The organism is Variovorax sp. LG9.2, from assembly GCF_035018885.1.
In the GTDB taxonomy this organism is placed as follows: Bacteria; Pseudomonadota; Gammaproteobacteria; order Burkholderiales; family Burkholderiaceae_C; genus Variovorax.
In genome coordinates this window covers 73,036-91,418 of record NZ_JASJXB010000010.1, presented here as the reverse complement: position 1 = coordinate 91,418, position 18,383 = coordinate 73,036, and the positions used below count along the sequence as shown (strand labels likewise).

At 62.8% G+C, this 18,383-nt stretch carries 12 protein-coding genes and 3 tRNA genes; 4 read left to right on the top strand and 11 right to left on the bottom strand.

What is annotated here, in order from left to right; all coding sequences use genetic code 11:
• Positions 1-47 precede the first annotated feature (47 nt).
• Together QN413_RS12780 and QN413_RS12775 are read left to right on the top strand one after the other, a co-directional pair.
• Positions 48-2,768, top strand: coding sequence for a bifunctional acetate--CoA ligase family protein/GNAT family N-acetyltransferase (locus QN413_RS12780; RefSeq protein ID WP_323496975.1), 2,721 nt, complete (start codon positions 48-50; stop codon positions 2,766-2,768).
• Positions 2,769-2,878: 110 nt separating this feature from the next.
• On the top strand, positions 2,879-3,211 hold the full coding sequence (locus tag QN413_RS12775) for a TraR/DksA C4-type zinc finger protein (RefSeq protein WP_323496974.1): 333 nt from the start codon (positions 2,879-2,881) through the stop codon (positions 3,209-3,211).
• A gap of 27 nt (positions 3,212-3,238) precedes the next feature.
• Here the strand turns inward: QN413_RS12775 and QN413_RS12770 are convergent, their stop codons facing one another.
• The 11 genes from QN413_RS12770 to QN413_RS12720 all read right to left on the bottom strand — a co-directional run bounded on the left by QN413_RS12770 (position 3,239) and on the right by QN413_RS12720 (position 16,564).
• Positions 3,239-3,694 (bottom strand): hemerythrin domain-containing protein, encoded by a 456-nt coding sequence (locus QN413_RS12770; RefSeq protein ID WP_323496973.1) that lies wholly within the window; start codon positions 3,692-3,694, stop codon positions 3,239-3,241.
• A 156-nt stretch (positions 3,695-3,850) separates the two neighbouring features.
• Positions 3,851-3,924: transfer RNA gene (locus QN413_RS12765), tRNA-Cys, on the bottom strand.
• Positions 3,925-3,990: 66 nt separating this feature from the next.
• Positions 3,991-4,066, bottom strand: a tRNA-Gly gene (locus tag QN413_RS12760).
• A gap of 51 nt (positions 4,067-4,117) precedes the next feature.
• Positions 4,118-6,568, bottom strand: a complete 2,451-nt coding sequence (lon, locus tag QN413_RS12755; RefSeq protein WP_323496972.1) for an endopeptidase La — start codon at positions 6,566-6,568, stop codon at positions 4,118-4,120.
• Between the two features lie 10 nt (positions 6,569-6,578).
• Positions 6,579-7,844 carry an ATP-dependent Clp protease ATP-binding subunit ClpX gene (gene clpX / locus QN413_RS12750; protein WP_187052310.1) on the bottom strand — a complete coding sequence of 422 codons (1,266 nt, stop codon included), beginning with the start codon at positions 7,842-7,844 and terminating at the stop codon, positions 6,579-6,581.
• 105 nt (positions 7,845-7,949) lie between these two features.
• Positions 7,950-8,561, bottom strand: a complete 612-nt coding sequence (gene clpP / locus QN413_RS12745; RefSeq protein WP_187052311.1) for an ATP-dependent Clp endopeptidase proteolytic subunit ClpP — start codon at positions 8,559-8,561, stop codon at positions 7,950-7,952.
• 147 nt (positions 8,562-8,708) lie between these two features.
• The gene (tig, locus tag QN413_RS12740) at positions 8,709-10,022 is read right to left on the bottom strand and encodes a trigger factor (RefSeq protein ID WP_323496971.1); all 1,314 of its coding nucleotides are present in this window, start codon (positions 10,020-10,022) and stop codon (positions 8,709-8,711) included.
• A gap of 26 nt (positions 10,023-10,048) precedes the next feature.
• Positions 10,049-10,135: transfer RNA gene (locus QN413_RS12735), tRNA-Leu, on the bottom strand.
• A gap of 76 nt (positions 10,136-10,211) precedes the next feature.
• Positions 10,212-13,385, bottom strand: coding sequence for an efflux RND transporter permease subunit (locus tag QN413_RS12730; RefSeq protein ID WP_323496970.1), 3,174 nt, complete (start codon positions 13,383-13,385; stop codon positions 10,212-10,214).
• Positions 13,382-14,572, bottom strand: a complete 1,191-nt coding sequence (locus QN413_RS12725; protein ID WP_323496969.1) for an efflux RND transporter periplasmic adaptor subunit — start codon at positions 14,570-14,572, stop codon at positions 13,382-13,384. Before QN413_RS12725 ends, QN413_RS12730 begins: the two co-directional genes overlap by 4 nt.
• Before the next feature lie 90 nt (positions 14,573-14,662).
• Positions 14,663-16,564, bottom strand: a complete 1,902-nt coding sequence (locus QN413_RS12720; RefSeq protein ID WP_409052634.1) for a potassium transporter Kup — start codon at positions 16,562-16,564, stop codon at positions 14,663-14,665.
• Between the two features lie 51 nt (positions 16,565-16,615).
• On the opposite strand from QN413_RS12720, the gene hpnC reads away from it, so the two are divergent.
• Together hpnC and hpnD are read left to right on the top strand one after the other, a co-directional pair.
• Positions 16,616-17,545 carry a squalene synthase HpnC gene (hpnC, locus tag QN413_RS12715; protein WP_416352178.1) on the top strand — a complete coding sequence of 310 codons (930 nt, stop codon included), beginning with the start codon at positions 16,616-16,618 and terminating at the stop codon, positions 17,543-17,545.
• Complete coding sequence (gene hpnD / locus QN413_RS12710) at positions 17,542-18,381, top strand: presqualene diphosphate synthase HpnD (RefSeq protein WP_323496967.1); 840 nt, start codon at positions 17,542-17,544, stop codon at positions 18,379-18,381. The genes hpnC and hpnD overlap by 4 nt, the downstream gene beginning before the upstream one ends.
• The last annotated feature ends 2 nt before the right edge of the window (positions 18,382-18,383 follow it).

Below are 18,383 nucleotides of genomic sequence, written 5' to 3'. Positions count from 1 at the left end.
AGTGCAGTGGCACCCACATCGGGGCTCCGATGGTGCAGACTGATCGCATGGACAAGCATTACCTCGCACCCCTCTTCACGCCAGGCTCGGTGGTCGTTTTCGCGGGCCGGACCGACGCTGCCGAAGGTCAGTCGCCGCAGGCCAGGATCCTGCGTCAGGCGCTCGACGCCGACCGCTTCACCGGCACGCTGCACTTCGTCGACATCCACACCAGCGGCACCCTGAAAGATCTTGCGCAGACGCGCGCCGACCTGGCGATCATCGCCCTGGCGCCGAGCGAGATCGGAGCGGCGCTCGAAATCGCGGCGCGCATCGGATGCCGCACCGCGCTCGTGCTGTCGACCGGCATCGGCGCCGAGCAAGCGGCGGAACTGGCGAAGGTGGCGCGGCACGAGGGGGTGCATCTTCTCGGGCCGAATTCGCTGGGCTTCCAGCGGCCGCAACTGCATCTGAACGCGAGCACAGCCGGGCCGCTGGCCAAGGCCGGGCCGCTCGCACTGGTGTCGCAGTCCGGCGCGCTCACCGCGTCGATGCTCGACTGGGCGCGCAAGAACTCGGTCGGCTTCTCGAACGTCGTTTCGCTCGGCCCGCACACCTCGGTCGATCTGGCAGAGGTGCTCGACTTCTTCGCGCACGACGGCAGCACGCACAGCATCATCGTGTACATGGAGGGCATCTCCAACGCGCGCCGCTTCATGAGTGCGCTGCGGTCTGCCTCGCATGTGAAGCCCGTGGTGGTGTTGAAGGCCGGCCGCAAGCCTGCCGGCAACGAGGCGGCGCAGACGCACAGTGCGTCGATCGTCGGCAGCGACGATGTGTTCGACGCCGCCTTGCGCCGCGCCGGCGCGGTCCGTGTGCGCTCCTTCGTCGAACTGTTCTCGGCTGCGAAGTGCCTAGCCTCGCGCTACCGGCCCGTGGGCAAGCGGCTGGCCATCGTCACCAACGGCGGCGGCCCGGGCGTGCTGGCGGCCGACTGGGTCAACGAGATCGGTCTGCAACTGGGCAAGCTTTCGGCCGAATCGGCGCAGAAGCTGCAGCCCCATCTGCCGGCACTGGCGTCATTGACCGACCTCATCGACCTTTCCGAAGAGGCCGAGCCCGCGCATTACAAGGCTGCCATCGAAGCCGCTGCCGCCGACCGCCAGATCGACGGCGTGCTCGCCATCTTCTCGCCCAAGCCGGGTGCCGATGCCGCTGCGGTCGCGCGCGTGCTCGCCGACATTCCGCGGCCGATGAGCAAGCCGCTGTTGTCGTGCTGGATGGGCGATGCCACCGTAGGGCCCGCGCGTGAGGTGCTTTCCGAAGCGACGATCCCAACCTTTCGCACGCCCGAAGCGGCGGTCGGCGCGTTCGGCAACATCGCATCGTTCTATGAAAACCAGTTGATGCTCCAGCAGACGCCACCGCCGTTGTCGGCGCTGGCCAAGCCCGACATCGAAGGTGCGCGGCTGATGATCGAAAGCGTGCTCGCAGAACGGCGCAAGGTGCTGACAGAAATGGAGTCGAAAACGCTGCTGTCGGCCTTCCACATTCCGATCACGCGCACCCTGCTGGCACGCAGCGCCAACGAAGCCATGATGATCGCGACGCAGCTCGGATTTCCGGTAGCGCTCAAGATCGATTCGCCCGACATCAGCCACAAGTCGGATGTCGAGGGTGTGGCGCTCGACGTGATGAACGGCGCCGGCGCGCGCGATACGTACACCGACATGATGGAGCGCGTGGCGCGTCTCGCACCCGACGCACGCATCAACGGCGTGACCGTGCAGAAGATGGCGCGGGCCCGGCGCGGGCGCGAGATCTACATCGGCCTGGTCACGGACGAGCCTTTCGGGCCGGTCATCGTCTTCGGTGCCGGCGGCACCATGATCGAGCTCCTCGACGACCGCGCGATGGAGCTGCCGCCGCTCAACCAGTTCCTGGCGCGGCGCCTGATCGAACGTTCGCGGGTGGCCGAGACGCTGGGCGAGTGGCGCGGTGCGCCGGCCACAGACATGGAGGCGCTGGAGCAGGTCTTGCTGCGCGTCTCCGAAATGGTGTGCGAGCTCCCCGAGCTGCGCGAGATGGACATCAATCCGATCATCGTGGACGCGTCGGGTGCGGTGGCGGTCGACGCGCGCATCGTCATCGGTCACATGAATTCGCAGGCGACGGGGCCGCATGGCATCAGCTACAACCACCTGGCCATCCTTCCCTACCCGGCACGATATCGGCGCGAGTGGCCCTTGCCTGGGGGTGCGGGTGGCAGCAGTGGCGTTGCCGGCGGTGCCTACACGGTGCGACCGGTGCACCCCGACGACGCGCAGATGCTGCAAAACCTGGTGCAGCATCTGTCGCCGGAGAGTCGGTGGTTCCGCTACGTGTCGCACTTCCGCGAACTGCCGGCGTCGATGCTGTCGCGCTTCACGCTGATCGATTACGACCGCGAGATGGCGCTGGTGGCCGTGGTCCGCGAACGCACGGTCGATACCGCCGGCCTCGCGACCGAAACTGAACGCATCGTCGGCGTGTCGCGCTACATCACCAACCCGGATCAGACGAGCTGCGAGTTCTCGCTGGTGGTGGCCGACGACTTCAGCGGCAAGGGACTCGGTTCACGGTTGATGGAAAGCATCATCGATGCGGCGCGAGACAAGGGGCTCGCAGAGATTGAAGGGCTGGTGCTGGCGGAGAACGCGGAGATGCTGAAGCTGATCAAGAGGCTCGGCTTCGCGGTCAAGCGGTTTGCCGATGATCCAGGTTTTCGATTGGTGACACTCACGCTGTAGCGGCGACGCCGCGCCGCTTGATTTGGATCAAGCAGATGCCATGGCCGTCTGGTGATACTGCGCCGGTGCCTTTTGCGGGCACGCCAAAAGACGGAGTCACCATGAGCCATATGAGTCCCGAAGACATGCGGGCCTTCGTCGAACGCCTGGACATTCTTCGACGATGGGCCGTCGCGCACGACCGCAGGAAGCTGGCTGCGCAGCTGGACCACGAAAACGACGCGGCGCATGCCGACGATGCAAAAACCGCTGCCTGCGCGGCGGTCAAGGTCCGACGTCCGACGCTGGCCGACATCGAGCAGGCACTGCAGCGAATCTCGATCGGCCGATATGCCCTTTGCGTGGATTGCGAACAGGTTATTGCGCGTGAGCGACTTCTGATCCAGCCGGCCGCTGTTCGATGCGTCGTCTGCCAATCCGCGCTCTCCACAATCGCGCGCTAGGCCGCACGCATCGACACCGACTGGCGTTCAGTGGCCTGTCGGTTCCAGTACGGAGAAAGCTGCGCAAGCCGGTGAAGTCGCTGAAGTCGCCGGATCGAAGCGCCTGCCACGCAAATGAAGCGCCAGAGCCGCGTCCATCGTCTGCACGTGTTTGACGTACCAACTCCTGAGCTGTCGCGCCATCTCGCGCACTTGCAGGAACCGTCGTTCGCGCGCGTGAACTAGACCTTCGCGCATGACTTCCAGCACAACGCGATGCTGCACGATGTGATCTTTCCTCGAAGCAAAACCGCTGGATTGCATCCAGAGATCTTCACGCGCGAAATGGTTGGTCGTACAGGCCACGAGATCGCTCCACGCCAATGCAAGCTGCGCATCGTCGGCCACCTCCACGCGCTCGATCAGGTCCACGAACGCCTGGTGTTCACGGTCCATAAAAGGCAGGTCCAGCACAAGCGATTCCGACCAGTTCAAGGCAGCCATTCGGTTTCCTTTGGATGAAACCGTCAAGGCTATGCATGCCTCGCCGCAGGGGTTTTGACCTGGGACAACATGGGTCGTAGCGACGCCAAAGAAAAAGCGCAAAAAAGAAAAGCCCGGGAGGCTCCGGGCTTTGATTCGCTGCATCAGCGTTTTTTTTGGAGGCGCGACCCGGAGTCGAACCGGGCTACACGGATTTGCAATCCGTTGCATAACCGCTTTGCTATCGCGCCAAAAAGAACTGTTCGAAAACAACCTGCGAAAAAAAGGGAAGCATGTAGCTTCCCTTTTTCAAAACTTGGAGCGGGATAAGAGACTCGAACTCTCGACCTCAACCTTGGCAAGGTTGCGCTCTACCAACTGAGCTAATCCCGCGTTTCGAGCCTCAGATTATACAACAACTTTTGGCTCTCTGGCAAGGCTCGATCAATGTTTGATCGAGCCTTCCGTGGGAGCTGGAGCCGGCTGCGCAGAACGCTGCTTTGCCAACTCGGCGACCGCTGCGGCAGAGGCAGCGACTTCTTCATCGGACAGCGGCGTCGGCATTCTCTCGAGAGCGATCTCGAGCACCTTGTCGATCCACTTCACCGGCACGATCTCGAGCCCGTTCTTCACGTTCTCGGGAATGTCCTGCAAGTCCTTGGCGTTTTCTTCCGGGATGAGCACCGTCTTGATGCCGCCACGCAAGGCAGCAAGCAACTTTTCCTTCAAGCCGCCGATGGCAGTCACTTCGCCGCGCAAGGTAATCTCGCCGGTCATCGCGACATCGCCACGCACCGGAATGCCCGTCAACGCCGATACGAAAGCCGTCGTCATCGCGGCGCCGGCGCTCGGGCCGTCCTTCGGCGTCGCGCCATCGGGCACGTGGATGTGGATGTCGCGCTTCTCGAACATCTCGTCCTTGATGCCAAGGCGGCGCGCCCGGCTGCGCACCACCGTGCGTGCAGCCTCGACCGATTCCTTCATCACGTCGCCGAGCGAACCGGTGCGTGTGATGACGCCCTTGCCAGGCATCGTCACCGCTTCGATCGTGAGCAGATCGCCGCCCACTTCGGTCCATGCGAGACCGACGACCTGGCCGACCTGGTTCTGCTTTTCAGCCAGACCGAAGCTGTACTTGCGCACGCCCAGAAAGTCGTTCAGGTTGCTGCCGTCTACGGTCACCTTCGGCGTCATCTTCTTGAGCAGCAGGCCCTTGACGACCTTGCGACAGATCTTCGACAGTTCCCGCTCGAGAGAGCGCACGCCGGCTTCACGCGTGTAGTAACGCACGATGTCGCGCACCGCTTCTTCGGTGATGAGGAGCTCTTCGTCCTTCACGCCGTTGTTCTTCAACTGCTTGGGCAGAAGGTACTTCAGCGCGATGTGAGTCTTCTCGTCTTCGGTGTAGCCCGAGAGACGAATGACCTCCATCCGGTCGAGCAGTGCCGGCGGGATGTTCATTGAGTTCGAAGTCGCCACGAACATCACGTCGGACAAATCGAAATCGACCTCGACATAGTGGTCGCCGAAGGTGTGGTTCTGCTCGGGGTCGAGCACTTCGAGCAGCGCGCTCGACGGGTCGCCACGGAAGTCGGTGCCCAGTTTGTCGATTTCGTCGAGCAGGAAAAGCGGATTGCGCGTCCCGATCTTGTTCAGGCCCTGCAGCACCTTGCCCGGCAGCGCGCCGATGTATGTGCGGCGATGCCCGCGAATCTCTGCCTCGTCACGCATGCCGCCCAGGGCCATGCGCGTGTACTTGCGGCCGGTCGCTTTCGCGATCGACTGGCCGAGCGAAGTCTTGCCGACACCTGGAGGGCCGACCAGACACAGGATCGGCGCCTTTACCTTGTCCACGCGTTGTTGCACCGCGAGGTATTCCAGGATGCGGTCCTTGACCTTGTCGAGCCCGTAGTGGTCTTCGTTGAGCACCGCCTCGGCATTGGCCAGGTCGTGTTTGATCTTGGTCTTCTTGCTCCACGGCAGGCCGACCAGCACGTCGATGTAGTTGCGCACCACTGTCGCCTCGGCTGACATCGGCGACATCAGCTTGAGCTTTTTGAGTTCGCTCTCGGCCTTCTTCAGCGCCTCTTTCGGCATCTTGGCGAGCTTGATCTTTTTCTCGATCTCCTCGATGTCAGCGCCGTCTTCACCTTCGCCCAGCTCTTTCTGGATCGCCTTGACTTGCTCGTTCAGGTAGAAGTCGCGCTGGTTCTTCTCCATCTGGCGCTTCACGCGGCCACGAATCTTCTTGTCGACGTTCAGGATGTCGACTTCGCGCTCGAGTTGACCATACAGGTTTTCCAGGCGCGCCTTGATGTCGTCGAGGTCGAGCACAGCCTGCTTGTTGTCGAGCTTCAGTGGCAGGTGTGCGGCGATCGTGTCGGCGAGGCGACCCGGATCGTCGATACTGGAAATCGACGTGAGGATCTCGGGCGGGATCTTCTTGTTGAGCTTCACGTACTGGTCGAACTGCTGCATGACCGCGCGGCGCAATGCTTCGACTTCGGTGCCCTTGGCGGCGCCTTCGACCGCTTCGATCGGGCTCACGTTGGCCGAGAAGTGGGTCTCGCTGTCGTCGATGCGGTTCACGCGTGCGCGTTGCTGGCCTTCCACCAGCACCTTCACGGTGCCGTCTGGCAGCTTGAGCATCTGCAGGATGGTCGAGACGCAGCCGACCTCGAACATGTCTTCGACAGAAGGCTCGTCCTTGGCCGCGGCCTTCTGCGCCACCAGCATGATGCGGCGCTCGGATTCCATCGCGAGTTCGAGCGCCTTGATACTTTTGGGTCGGCCCACGAAAAGCGGGATGACCATGTGAGGAAACACCACGACATCGCGCAGCGGGAGCAGCGGCAGGTCGAGGGCATCGGATGGCAAGGGGATATGACCGGACATGGAAATCCTTTTAGGCCTTTTTCGCTGCTTCGCGGTACACGAGCAACGGGGGCTTGTTTTCATCGATGGTCGATTCCTCGACCACCACCTTGTCGACATTGATCGCGTTAGGCAGTTCGAACATGGTGTCGATCAACGACTGTTCAAGGATCGAGCGCAATCCGCGGGCGCCGGTCTTGCGTGCCAGCGCTTTGCGTGCAATCGCCTTCAACGCCGCCGGACGAATCTCCAGGTCGACGCCTTCCATTTGCAGCAGCTTGGTGAACTGCTTGACCACCGCGTTCTTGGGTTCGGTCAGGATCTGTACCAGCGCGTCTTCGCTGAGTTCGGCCAGCGAAGCAATCACCGGCATGCGACCGACGAGTTCGGGAATCAGGCCGAACTTGATCAGGTCTTCGGGTTCGACTTCGCGGAACACATCGGTCAGGCTGCGTTCCTTCTTGCTGCGCACCGAGGCGCCGAAGCCGATGCCCGACGCCTCGGTGCGGTTCTCGATGACCTTTTCAAGTCCGGAAAAAGCACCGCCGCAGATGAACAGGATGTTGGTCGTGTCGATCTGCAGAAAGTCCTGGTTCGGGTGCTTGCGTCCGCCTTGGGGCGGCACGCTGGCCATCGTGCCTTCGATGAGCTTCAGCAGCGCCTGCTGCACGCCCTCGCCCGACACGTCGCGCGTGATGGACGGGTTGTCCGACTTGCGCGAGATCTTGTCGATTTCATCGATGTAGACGATGCCGCGCTGCGCCCGCTCTACTTCGTAGTTGCAGCTTTGCAGGAGCTTCTGGATGATGTTCTCTACGTCTTCGCCGACGTAGCCGGCTTCGGTCAGCGTGGTGGCATCGGCCATCACGAAAGGCACGTCGAGCATGCGCGCCAGCGTTTGCGCCAGCAGCGTCTTGCCCGAACCTGTCGGGCCGATCAACAGGATGTTGCTCTTGCTGAGTTCGACCTCTTCGCCCTTGGACTTTTCCTTGTGACGCAGACGTTTGTAGTGGTTGTACACAGCCACCGACAACATGCGCTTCGCCGGCTCCTGGCCAATCACGTAGTTGTCGAGGTTGGTCTTGATCTCGAGCGGTGTCGGCAGATCGTTGCGGGCGTCGCGTGCTTCTTCACCGGCGGGCAACTCGTCGCGGATGATTTCGTTGCAGAGGTCGATGCACTCGTCGCAGATGAAGACCGATGGCCCTGCGATCAGCTTCTTGACCTCGTGCTGGCTCTTTCCGCAGAACGAGCAGTAAAGCGTTTTTTCGCTGGAAGAGCCTTTTTTGTCGGCCATGCAGGTGCCTCGTAACTGGGATTTATCAATGATAGCGAAACAAAAACGGCGTTCCCCGTGTGGGAAACGCCGTTCGTTGCCGTGGCGCGTCAGCGCCGCGAACGGTTACACACCGCGTTTGGAAATAACCTGGTCGACCAAGCCATATTCCTTGGACTCGTCGGCCGTCAGGAAATAGTCGCGTTCGGTGTCGCGCTGGATCTTTTCGAGCGGTTGACCGGTGCGCTCCGCAAGGATGCGGTTCATCTGCTCACGCGTCTTCAGGATGTCGCGTGCGTGAATCTCGATATCGGTTGCCTGACCGCGTGCGCCGCCCAGCACCTGGTGAATCATGATCTTGGAATTGGGCAACGAGAAGCGCTTGCCCTTTTCACCGGCTGCCAACAAAAACGCGCCCATGCTGGCGGCAAAGCCGATGCACAGGGTGGACACGTCGGGCTTGATGAACTGCATCGTGTCGTAGATCGCCATGCCGGCGCTCACGCTGCCGCCCGGCGAGTTGATGTAGAACGAAATGTCCTTGTCCGGGTTCTCGCTCTCGAGGAACAGCAACTGCGCAACCACCAGATTGGCGGTCTGGTCGTTGACCTCACCCACCAGGAAAATCACACGCTCTTTCAGCAAGCGCGAATAGATGTCGTAAGACCGCTCGCCGCGGCCCGACTGCTCGATGACCATCGGAACCATGCCGAGGCCTTGAATTTCTTGTGCGCTCATGAATTTGCTCTCCGAATAAGGGGTTCGTTCGTAATTCGTCATTGACTGCCACTGACTGTACGCCTCAGTGAAATGGGGCTCGTACCGCAAAGCACAAGCCCCATTTCCGTCCCCGCTCATGCAGAGACGGCAGCTCTCAAGCAGCTATCAATTTTGCTGCGCCATCAGCTCGTCGAACGACACCGACTTGTCGGCGACCTTGGCCTTGCCGAGCACGAAATCCGTCACGTTGTTCTCAATCACGACAGCTTCGACTTCGGCCAGACGGCGGTTGTCGCTGAAGTACCAGCGCACCACGTCGGCCGGCTTTTCGTAGCTTGCGGCCAGCTCGTCGATATGGGCTTTGATCTGCTCCGGCTTGGCTTGCAGTTCGTTGGCACGCACCAGCTCGGCGACGACCAGGCCCAAACGCACGCGGCGCTCGGCTTGCGGACGAAACACGTCGTCGGGAATCGGTGCCTTGTCGGCGTCCTTGATGCCGCGCTGCTTGAGCTCGGCACGGGCGCCTTCGACCATGCGGTCGACTTCGGCCTGCACGCTCGAGTTGGGCAGGTCGAGCTCGGCATTGGTGATCAGCGCGTCCATCACGGCGTTCTTGTTGCGCGCCAGCAAACGGAACTTCACTTCACGTTCGAGGTTGCGCTTGATATCGGCACGGAGGCCTTCGACGGTGGCTTCGGCGATGCCGAGCGACTTGGCGAGTTGTTCGTTGACTTCTGGCAGGTGCGTCGATTCGATCTTCTTCACGGTGACCATGAAGTCGGCCTGCTTGCCGGCCACATCCTTGCCGTGATAGTCGGCCGGAAAAGAGAGCGGGAAGGTGCGGCTGTCGCCGGACTTCAAACCACGCACCGCGTCTTCGAATTCCTTCAGCATCTGGCCTTCGCCGATGATGAACTGGAAGTCTTCGGCCTTGCCGCCCTGGAAGGTCTCGCCTTCGATCTTGCCTTCGAAGTCGACCGTCACGCGGTCGTCGTCTTGCGCTGCAGCGTCGATGGCGCGTTGCGCGAAGGTGCGGCGCTGCTTGCGCAGGATGTCGAGAGTCTTGTCGATCGAGTCGTCGCCGACTTCGGCGGTGATGCGTTCGACTTCAGCACCGGCCAGGTCCTTGATCTTGACTTCAGGAAACACCTCGAAAATCGCGTCGAAAGCCAGTTCGCCTTCAGGCGACTCTTCCTTCTCGGTGATGCGCGGCTGGCCGGCAACACGGAGTTTGGCTTCGTTGGCGGCTTGCGAAAAAGCCTCGCCGACCTTGTCGTTCATCACTTCGTAGTGAACCGAATAGCCGTAGCGCTGGGCCACGACGTTCATCGGCACCTTGCCGGGACGAAAGCCGTCCATCTTGACGGTACGGGCCAGCTTCTTCAGGCGCGAGTCGACTTCGGACTGGATGGTGCTGGCCGGCAAGGTCAGCGTGATCTTGCGTTCGAGCTTTTCGAGGGTTTCAACGTTCACGGTCATCGGACTCTTCCTTTTGATGGGGTTTCTGGTGCGCGGGGCCGGACTCGAACCGGCACGTTCTTGCGAACGTCAGGACCTAAACCTGGTGCGTCTACCAATTTCGCCACCCGCGCGATCAGGTGAAATGGATGCGAAAACGGGCGGCCTCTGAAAAGCAGACCACCCGTCGAAATCGGTCAATCGCGCATTTTAAACGCTAACGGGGACGTGTTTCAGCACCTCTTGCGAACCTTCGACAGGTTCGCGCTTGACCCTGAACGCCGCGGCATACATTGCAGGCAAGGCCAACAGGGTCAGCACGGTTGCCACGATCAGCCCGCCCATGATGGCGACCGCCATCGGCCCCCAGAAGACACTGCGCGACAGCGGAATCATCGCCAGCACCGCAGCCGCCGCGGTCAGCACGATCGGCCGCAGCCGCCGCACAGCCGATTCGACGATCGCATCCCAGGCAGGCACGCCCGCTGCCCGATCGCTCTCGATCTGGTCGATCAGGATTACCGAGTTGCGCTGGATCATGCCCATCAACGCGATCACGCCGAGCAACGCGACAAAGCCGAACGGCCGGTTCAACAGCAGCAATGCCGCCGACACACCCGCAATACCCAGCGGCCCGGTAATGAACACGAGCAACGACCGGCTGAAGCTATGCAACTGCAGCATCAGCAACGTGAACACCAGGAAAAGCATGATCGGCACGCCGACCACGATCGACGACGAACCCTTGCTGCTCTCCTCCACGGCGCCCGCCACTTCGATGCGATAGGCGCCCTGGCCGTCGGCCCGCCACTTCGCCTCGATCTCGCGCAGCTTCGGCAGCAACTGGTTGGTCACGGTCGCGCCTTGCAGCCCCTCGACGATGTCGCCCTGCACGGTGATCGTGTAGTCACGGTTCTGGCGCCAGATCACGCCCGGCTCCCATGTGAATACCGGCCGGGCGATCTGTGTCAACGGAATCGAATGGCCCGATGTCGTCGGGATGTAGGCGTTGCCGATGTCCGAGATCGCCTGGCGCTCGTCCGGTGACTGGCGCAAGACAATGTCGATGAGCCGGTCGTTCTCGCGGTATTGGCCCACGTTGGTGCCGCTGAACATCGTCTTGGACGCTTGCGCGATCGCCTGGCTCGTCACGCCCAAGGCGCGTGCCTTCGATTGATCGATTTCGAGCCGGATCACCTTGACCGACTCGTTCCAGTTGTCGTTGACGCCGCGCATGTTGGCGTTGTCGCGCATCACGGCCTTGACCTCGTCGGCCTTGATGCGCAGCGTCGCCGGATCCGTGCCGATCACGCGAAACTGCACCGGGTATGCGACAGGCGGGCCGTTGGGCAGCAGCTTGACGCGGCCCCGCACCTCGGGGAATTCCTGCGCCAGGATGGCCGGCAGTTTCACGCGAAGCAACTCTCGCTGATGCAGATCTTTCGTCAGCACGATCATCTGCGACACGTTGGTTTGCGGGAACACCTGGTCGAGTGGCAGATAGAAGCGAGGCACGCCGGTGCCGATCCAGGTCGCCACCGTGGCCACGCCGGACTCCTGCATGAACCGTTTCTCGGCACGTCGGGCAATGGCTTCAGACGCTGCGAACGAGGTGCCTTCGGGCGACCACAGTTCAACCAGGATTTCAGGTCGACTCGAATCGGGAAAGAACTGCTGCTGGACCTTGCCCATGCCGACGATACCCAACGCAAAAATCGCAACAGTCGCACCGATGGTGATCCAGCGGTACTCCACGCACCAGTTCACCGTGCGGCGGAACGTGTTGTAGAAGGGCGAGTCGAACAGCTCGTGCGGTGGCGCGTCAGGGTCGTGCGGCTTCACCTTGAGCAGCACCGTGCCGAGATACGGCACGAAATACACCGACACGATCCAGCTCAACAGCAGGGCGATCACGGTCACCGCGAAGATCGCGAAGGTGTACTCGCCCGTCACAGACTTCGCGATGCCGATAGGCAGGAAGCCAGCCGCGGTGATCAAGGTGCCAGTCAGCATCGGCTTGGCGGTCACGTCGTAGGCGTAGGTCGCGGCACGCACCTTGTCGTAGCCCTCTTCCATCTTCCGCACCATCATCTCGACCGCGATGATCGCGTCGTCGACCAAGAGGCCGAGCGCGATGATCAGCGAGCCGAGCGAAATCTTGTGCAGCCCGATGCCGAAGTAGTTCATCGCCAGGAAAGTCAGCGCCAGCACCAGCGGAATGGTGATCGCCACCACCAGCCCCGGCCGGATGTCGACATACCAGCCGAAGCGCCCGCCCTTGTGAAGCCCGAGCGCGATGAAGCTCACCGCCAGCACGATGGCCACGGCCTCGACCAGTACGTCGATGAACTCGCTGACGGAGTCAGCCACCGCCACCGGCTGGTCCTGGATCTGCGCCAGCTTGACGCCGGCCGGCAACTGCCTGTCGATCTCTTTGGTCGCGACCTTCAGCGCCTTGCCCAACGCGATGATGTCGCCGCCCTTGGCCATCGAGATGCCGAGTGCCACCACTTCCTTGCCCTGGTAATGCACCTTGACGGTCGGCGGATCGACGTAGCCACGGTGAATGTCGGCGATGTCGCCGAGGCGCAGCTGGTTGCCCGAACTGCCGCGAATGGGCATGTCGCGCAACTGTTCGACGCTGGTGAACTGCCCTGCCACGCGCACCTGCACCACATCCAAAGGCGACTGGATCGTGCCGGCAGGCTCGACTGCGTTCTGCGAGCCGATCTGCGCCAGCACCGCGTTGAAGTCGAGCCCCAGTTGCGCCACGCGCTTCTGCGAAACCTCGATGAAGACTTTTTCGTCCTGCAGACCGAATTGCTGCACCTTGGAAACGTCTTTGACGCGCAAGAGGCGCTGGCGCACATCGTCGGCAAAGGTCTTGAGCTCGGATTGGCTGAAGCCTTCGCTTTCGAGTGCGTAGATCACGCCGAAGACATCGCCGAATTCGTCGTTGAAGAACGGGCCCTGGATGCCGCCGGGCAAGTTTCCGCGCATGTCGGCGATCTTCTTGCGCACCGTGTACCAGACGTTAGGTACCTCACTAGCCCTGGACGAATCCTTGATCTCGAAAATGATCTGCGACTCACCCGGCTTCGAGTAACTGCGGATTTTGTCGGCGTACGGCACCTCTTGCAGCGTGCGCTCGATCTTGTCGGTGACCTGCTCGGCCACCTGCTGCGCAGTGGCCCCGGGCCAGAACGTCTGCACGACCATCACCCGGAAGGTGAACGGCGGGTCTTCGTCCTGCCCGAGCTGAAAGTACGAAGTGAACCCCAGCACCATGAGCACCAGCATCAGGTAGCGTGTGAGCGCCCCGTGGTCGAGCGCCCATTTGGAGAGATTGAACCCGGCGGGCTTGGCTTCGACCGGCGACGTCATTGTTTGGCACCCGCTGCGGTGGGCACGACAGCGGCGGCGGGCGCAGGGGAAGGCGCCGCTGCGATGGCGTTCTTATCTTGATAGATCGACACCTTCTGACCCGGCTGCAGTACGTGCACGCCGGCCACCACGACCATCATCCCGGGCGTGATGCCACCGGAGATCACCGCCGCGTTGCCGTCGGCCGTCGCGACCTGCACGGCTTGCAAACGCACCGTCATGGTGTCCTTGTCGAGCACCCAGACAGCGCTGCCCTGGCCCTCCTGACGCAGCGCGCTGGTCGGCAACTTGATCACCGCGGTGCCGCTGCGCGACAGGCTCTGCGGGCGGGCATAGACGGTGGCACCGAGGGCAGGCGCGGTCGCCGCATCGATGGCGACCTTGACGGTGTAGGTGCGCGTCACCGCATCCGCACTGGCCGCGACTTCGCGCACCTTGCCTTCGAGTTCAGCACCGCCAGCCCAGCCGCGCACTGTCACCGGCGCACCCGGCTTGATGAGCGCAGCACGGTCTTCCGGCACCGCGAACACCACGTCGCGTGCGCCGTCCTGCGCGATGCGAACCACCGGCGTGCCGGAAGTCACCACCTGGCCCGGCTCGGCCTCGATGGCGGTGACGATGCCCGGCACGTCGGCCACCAGCGTCGTGTAGTTGGCCTGATTGCCCTGCGACGACAACTGCGCCTGTGCCTGCTCGAACTGCGCCTGCGCCGATTTGTAGGTGGTCTCGCGGCGCTCGAGATCGGCCCCGCTGATGAAGTTCTGGTCGCGCAACCCCTGGTAGCGCTTGAGGTCACTCGCTGCGATGTCGCGATTGGTCGTCGCTGCGGCCAGCTGGGCACGCGCCGCATCGGTCGCGAGCTTGAAATCCTGCGGATCGAGTTGCGCCAGCACCTGGCCGGCATTCACATGCTGGCCCATATCGACCTGGCGTTTGGTGATCTTGCCGCCGACCCGAAAACCGATGCGCGATTCCACGCGGGCCCGCACCTCGGCGGAAAACTCGGGCTCGGTGTCAAAAGTGGAGACACCGACCGTCGTGATCTTGACCGCGCGCAACGGCTCCTCTGGCGGGGCGGGATGCGAGCAGCCGGCAATCGCCAATGCGGCAAATGCTGCCGCGACTGCTGAAGTGACCAGGGAACCGCGGCGAGCAAAAACAGCGCGAACGAGGGGCAACGCGGGCATAGGACCTACCTTGAGAAAACGAAACGGCAGTCATTACTGACCGGGCGGTTAGTAATCTAGGGTAAACGCGAAAGCGTGTCAATTGGCCGGTCAGGTCCGTTGCCCAAGCTCCACCAGCCGGTTGCCCGGCAGATGAAAGTAGTCCGAAGCGCGCCCCGCATTTCGCTGCATCCAACTGAACAGCGCCACCCGCAGCGGGTTCATGCCCGGCAAATTGGCCGAGATCGACGCCCGCGAGGTGAAGTACGAGGTCGTCATAGAGTCGCAGCCGATACCCTGCTGGTACGCGAAGATGCGAATGAAATTCGGCACGTCCGGCGGTTCCATGAAGCCGTGCCGCGCGGTCACCGTCCAGACGCCGTGGCCCAGCGACTCAGACTCGATGCGCTGGGCCGCGTCCACACGCGGCGTGTCGCAGGGCCGGACCAGCAGCACGATGACCTGGTCGTGCAGCACCTGGTTGTGCTTCAGGTTGTGCAGCAGCGCATACGGCACCGAGTCGACATCGACGCTGGGAAACACCGCCGTGCCACGCACCCGATGCGGCAGGTTGATGGCGAGCGATTCGATGAACGGTTTGAGCGGCAGGCGCTCGGCGGCCGCGACTTCGAGGCCGATGCGCCGCCCCTTCGCCCAGGTGGTGAATATCACCATGACCACCGCGGCGACCGCGAGCGTCAGCCAGCCGCCCTGCGCCACTTTCAGGCTGTTGGCAAAAACGAAGGTCAGGTCGACGATCGCGAAGAGCACCACGCCGACGACCACCGCAACGCGGTTCCAGCGCCAGAGCCCATAAGCCACCACGCCCGCCAGCAGCGTCGTCGTGACCATGGTGATCGACACCGCGATGCCGTAGGCGGCGGAGAGCGCGCTCGAACTCCGAAAGCCCAGCACCAGCAACAGCACGCCGACCATCAGCATCCAGTTGATTGCCGGCACATAGATCTGCCCGATGGCATCGCGCGAGGTCTGCACCACGCGCATGCGCGGCAGGTAGCCCATGCGCATCGCCTGCGCTGTCAGGGAAAAGGCGCCGGAGATCACTGCTTGCGAAGCGATGACCGTGGCCATGGCCGCGAGCACCACCATCGGCAATACGCTCCATGCCGGGAAGAGTCGGAAAAACGGGTTGTCGATGGCTGCCGGATTGCCAAGCACCAAAGCGCCCTGGCCGAAGTAATTGAGCACCAGGCCGGGCAGCGCGACAAACGCCCACGCCAGCCGAATCGGCCGCGCGCCGAAATGCCCCATATCGGCATACAGCGCCTCGCCACCGGTGAACGCCAGGAACACAGCGCCGAGTACGGGCAGCGCCTGCGCCCGATGCGTGAACAAGAAGCTGAAAGCATGGCGCGGATCGAGCGCTGCCAGCACCTGCGGCTGCTGCCAGATCTGCCATGCCCCACCCACCGCCAGAAGGAAGAACCACAGCAGCATGACCGGCCCGAAGACCTTGCCGACCACCGCCGTGCCCTTGCGCTGCACCATGAACAAACCAATCAGGATGACGATGGTGATCGGGATCACGAAGCGTTCCAGCCCTGGTTGCAGCACCTCCAGCCCCTCGACCGCGGACAGCACCGAGATGGCCGGGGTGATGAGGCTGTCGCCGTAGAACATCGCCGCGCCGACCAGGCCCAGCATGCCAAGCAGTTGCCAGGCCCAGACCGGCGTTCCCGGACCTTCCATTGCCCGGCGCGCCAGCGCCTGCAAGGCCAGGATGCCACCTTCGCCATCGTGGTCGGCGCGCAGCACGAACACCACGTACTTGAGCGTGACCACGAACATCAGGCCCCAGAAGATCAGCGACAGCATGCCGAGCACCGCGTCCGGCGAAAAAGGCACGCCATGGTCCGGATTCAACGTTTCCTTGAACGCATACAGCGGCGAGGTGCCGATGTCACCGAACACCACACCGAGCGCGGCGATCATCAGGCCTGCGCCCGGTGGCGTCTTGGCCGCGTCCTGCAGCGTCTTGGGGGGAGAGTTCATACGGTGGTTCGAGCGTGACGGTACGACGAGCATAGGGCCGGGCGGGACAGACTGCGACCGACGTGTGGCGACTCGCCGACAATCGCCGACGTGCCTGACCACTACGAAAATTTTCCGGTCGCGTCGTGGTTATGCCCGGCGCGCCTGCGCCCACCGATTGCGGCCATCTATGGGTTCGCCCGCACCGCCGACGACATCACCGACGAGGGCGATGCGTCTGCCGATGAGCGGCTCGCCGACCTGAGGGCATTCCGCGCCGACCTGGCCGCCATTGCAGCTGGGCGCGCTGCCTCGTCGCGCTGGCCCGGCGTGTTCGGACCGCTCGCGGCTGCCATGGCCCAGTTCGAATTGCCCGAATCGCTGCTGGCCGATCTGCTCTCTGCTTTTATGCAGGACATCGAGAAAACGCGCGACGGCGGCGCTTATGCCGACCGCGCCGAGCTGCTCGACTACTGCCGCCGATCGGCCAATCCGGTGGGCCGGCTGCTGCTGCATCTTTACGGCATCGCCGAATCGGAATCGCTGCGCCGGAGCGACGCCATCTGCAGCGCACTGCAGCTCATTAATTTCTGGCAAGACCCGAGCGTCGATCTGCCGCGCGGACGCTTCTATCTTCCCCTGGCGGATTGTGCGGCGCACGGGCTGGCGCGCGAAAGCTTCGACTCTTTCAGGCCGATGACTTCGGCCAAGCCACCACGGCAGGCCATCGCGCTGATGGCACAAGAAACCGCATGGGCACGCGAGCTGATGCAGCAAGGCGCACCGCTGGTGCATCGACTGTCCGGCCGCGCCGGCTGGGAACTGCGCCTCGTCGTGCAAGGCGGCCTGCGCATCCTCGACAAGATCGAGGCCATCGGCTTCGACACTTTTTCAGAGCGTCCGACCATCGGCAAAAGCGATGCGCCGCTGCTGGCCTGGCGAACCCTGTGGATGCGGAGACAATCGCAACCGATGAAAAAAGAAGAAGCATCCCCGCGATGACGCCCGAACAGTACGTCCAGGACAAGGCGGCTGCATCGGGCAGCAGCTTTTATTACGCCTTCCTCTTTCTGCCGAAGCCGCGTCGCGCCGCCATCACTGCGTTTTATTCGTTCTGCCGCGAAGTCGACGACGTGGTCGACGAAGTGACCGACCCCGGTGTCGCCGCCACCAAGCTCGCCTGGTGGCGCACCGAGGTCGCCCAGTCTTTTGCCGGCCAACCGCGGCACCCGGTCATGAAGGCGCTCATGCCGCATGCGGGCGCCTACGGCATCGAGGCGCGGCAGCTGCACGAAGTCGTCGACGGTTGCCAGATGGACCTCGACCAGACGCGGTACCTCGACTTCCCTGCACTGCGCCTGTATTGCCACCGCGTGGCCGGCGTTGTCGGCGAAGTCGCGGCACGCATCTTTGGACAGACTGAGGACGCAACCACGCAGTACGCCCACAAGCTCGGCCTCGCTCTGCAGCTCACCAACATCATTCGCGATGTAGGCGAAGACGCATTGCGCGGCCGCATCTACCTGCCCGTGAACGAGTTGCAGCAGTTCGACGTCAAGGCGCACGAGGTGCTCAACCGCGTCCACTCCGAGCGCTTCGTCGCGCTGATGAAGTTTCAGGCCACGCGTGCCCATGCCGCCTACGACGAAGCGCTGACGCTGCTGCCCGCTGCCGACCGACGTACACAGAAGCCCGGCCTGATGATGGCGAGCATCTACCGCACGCTGCTGCGCGAGATCGAGAGCGACGACTTCCAGGTGCTGAACCAGCGCGTGAGCCTGACGCCGGTGCGCAAGCTTTGGCTCGCGTGGCGTGTCCAGGCTTTGGGTCGCGTATGACG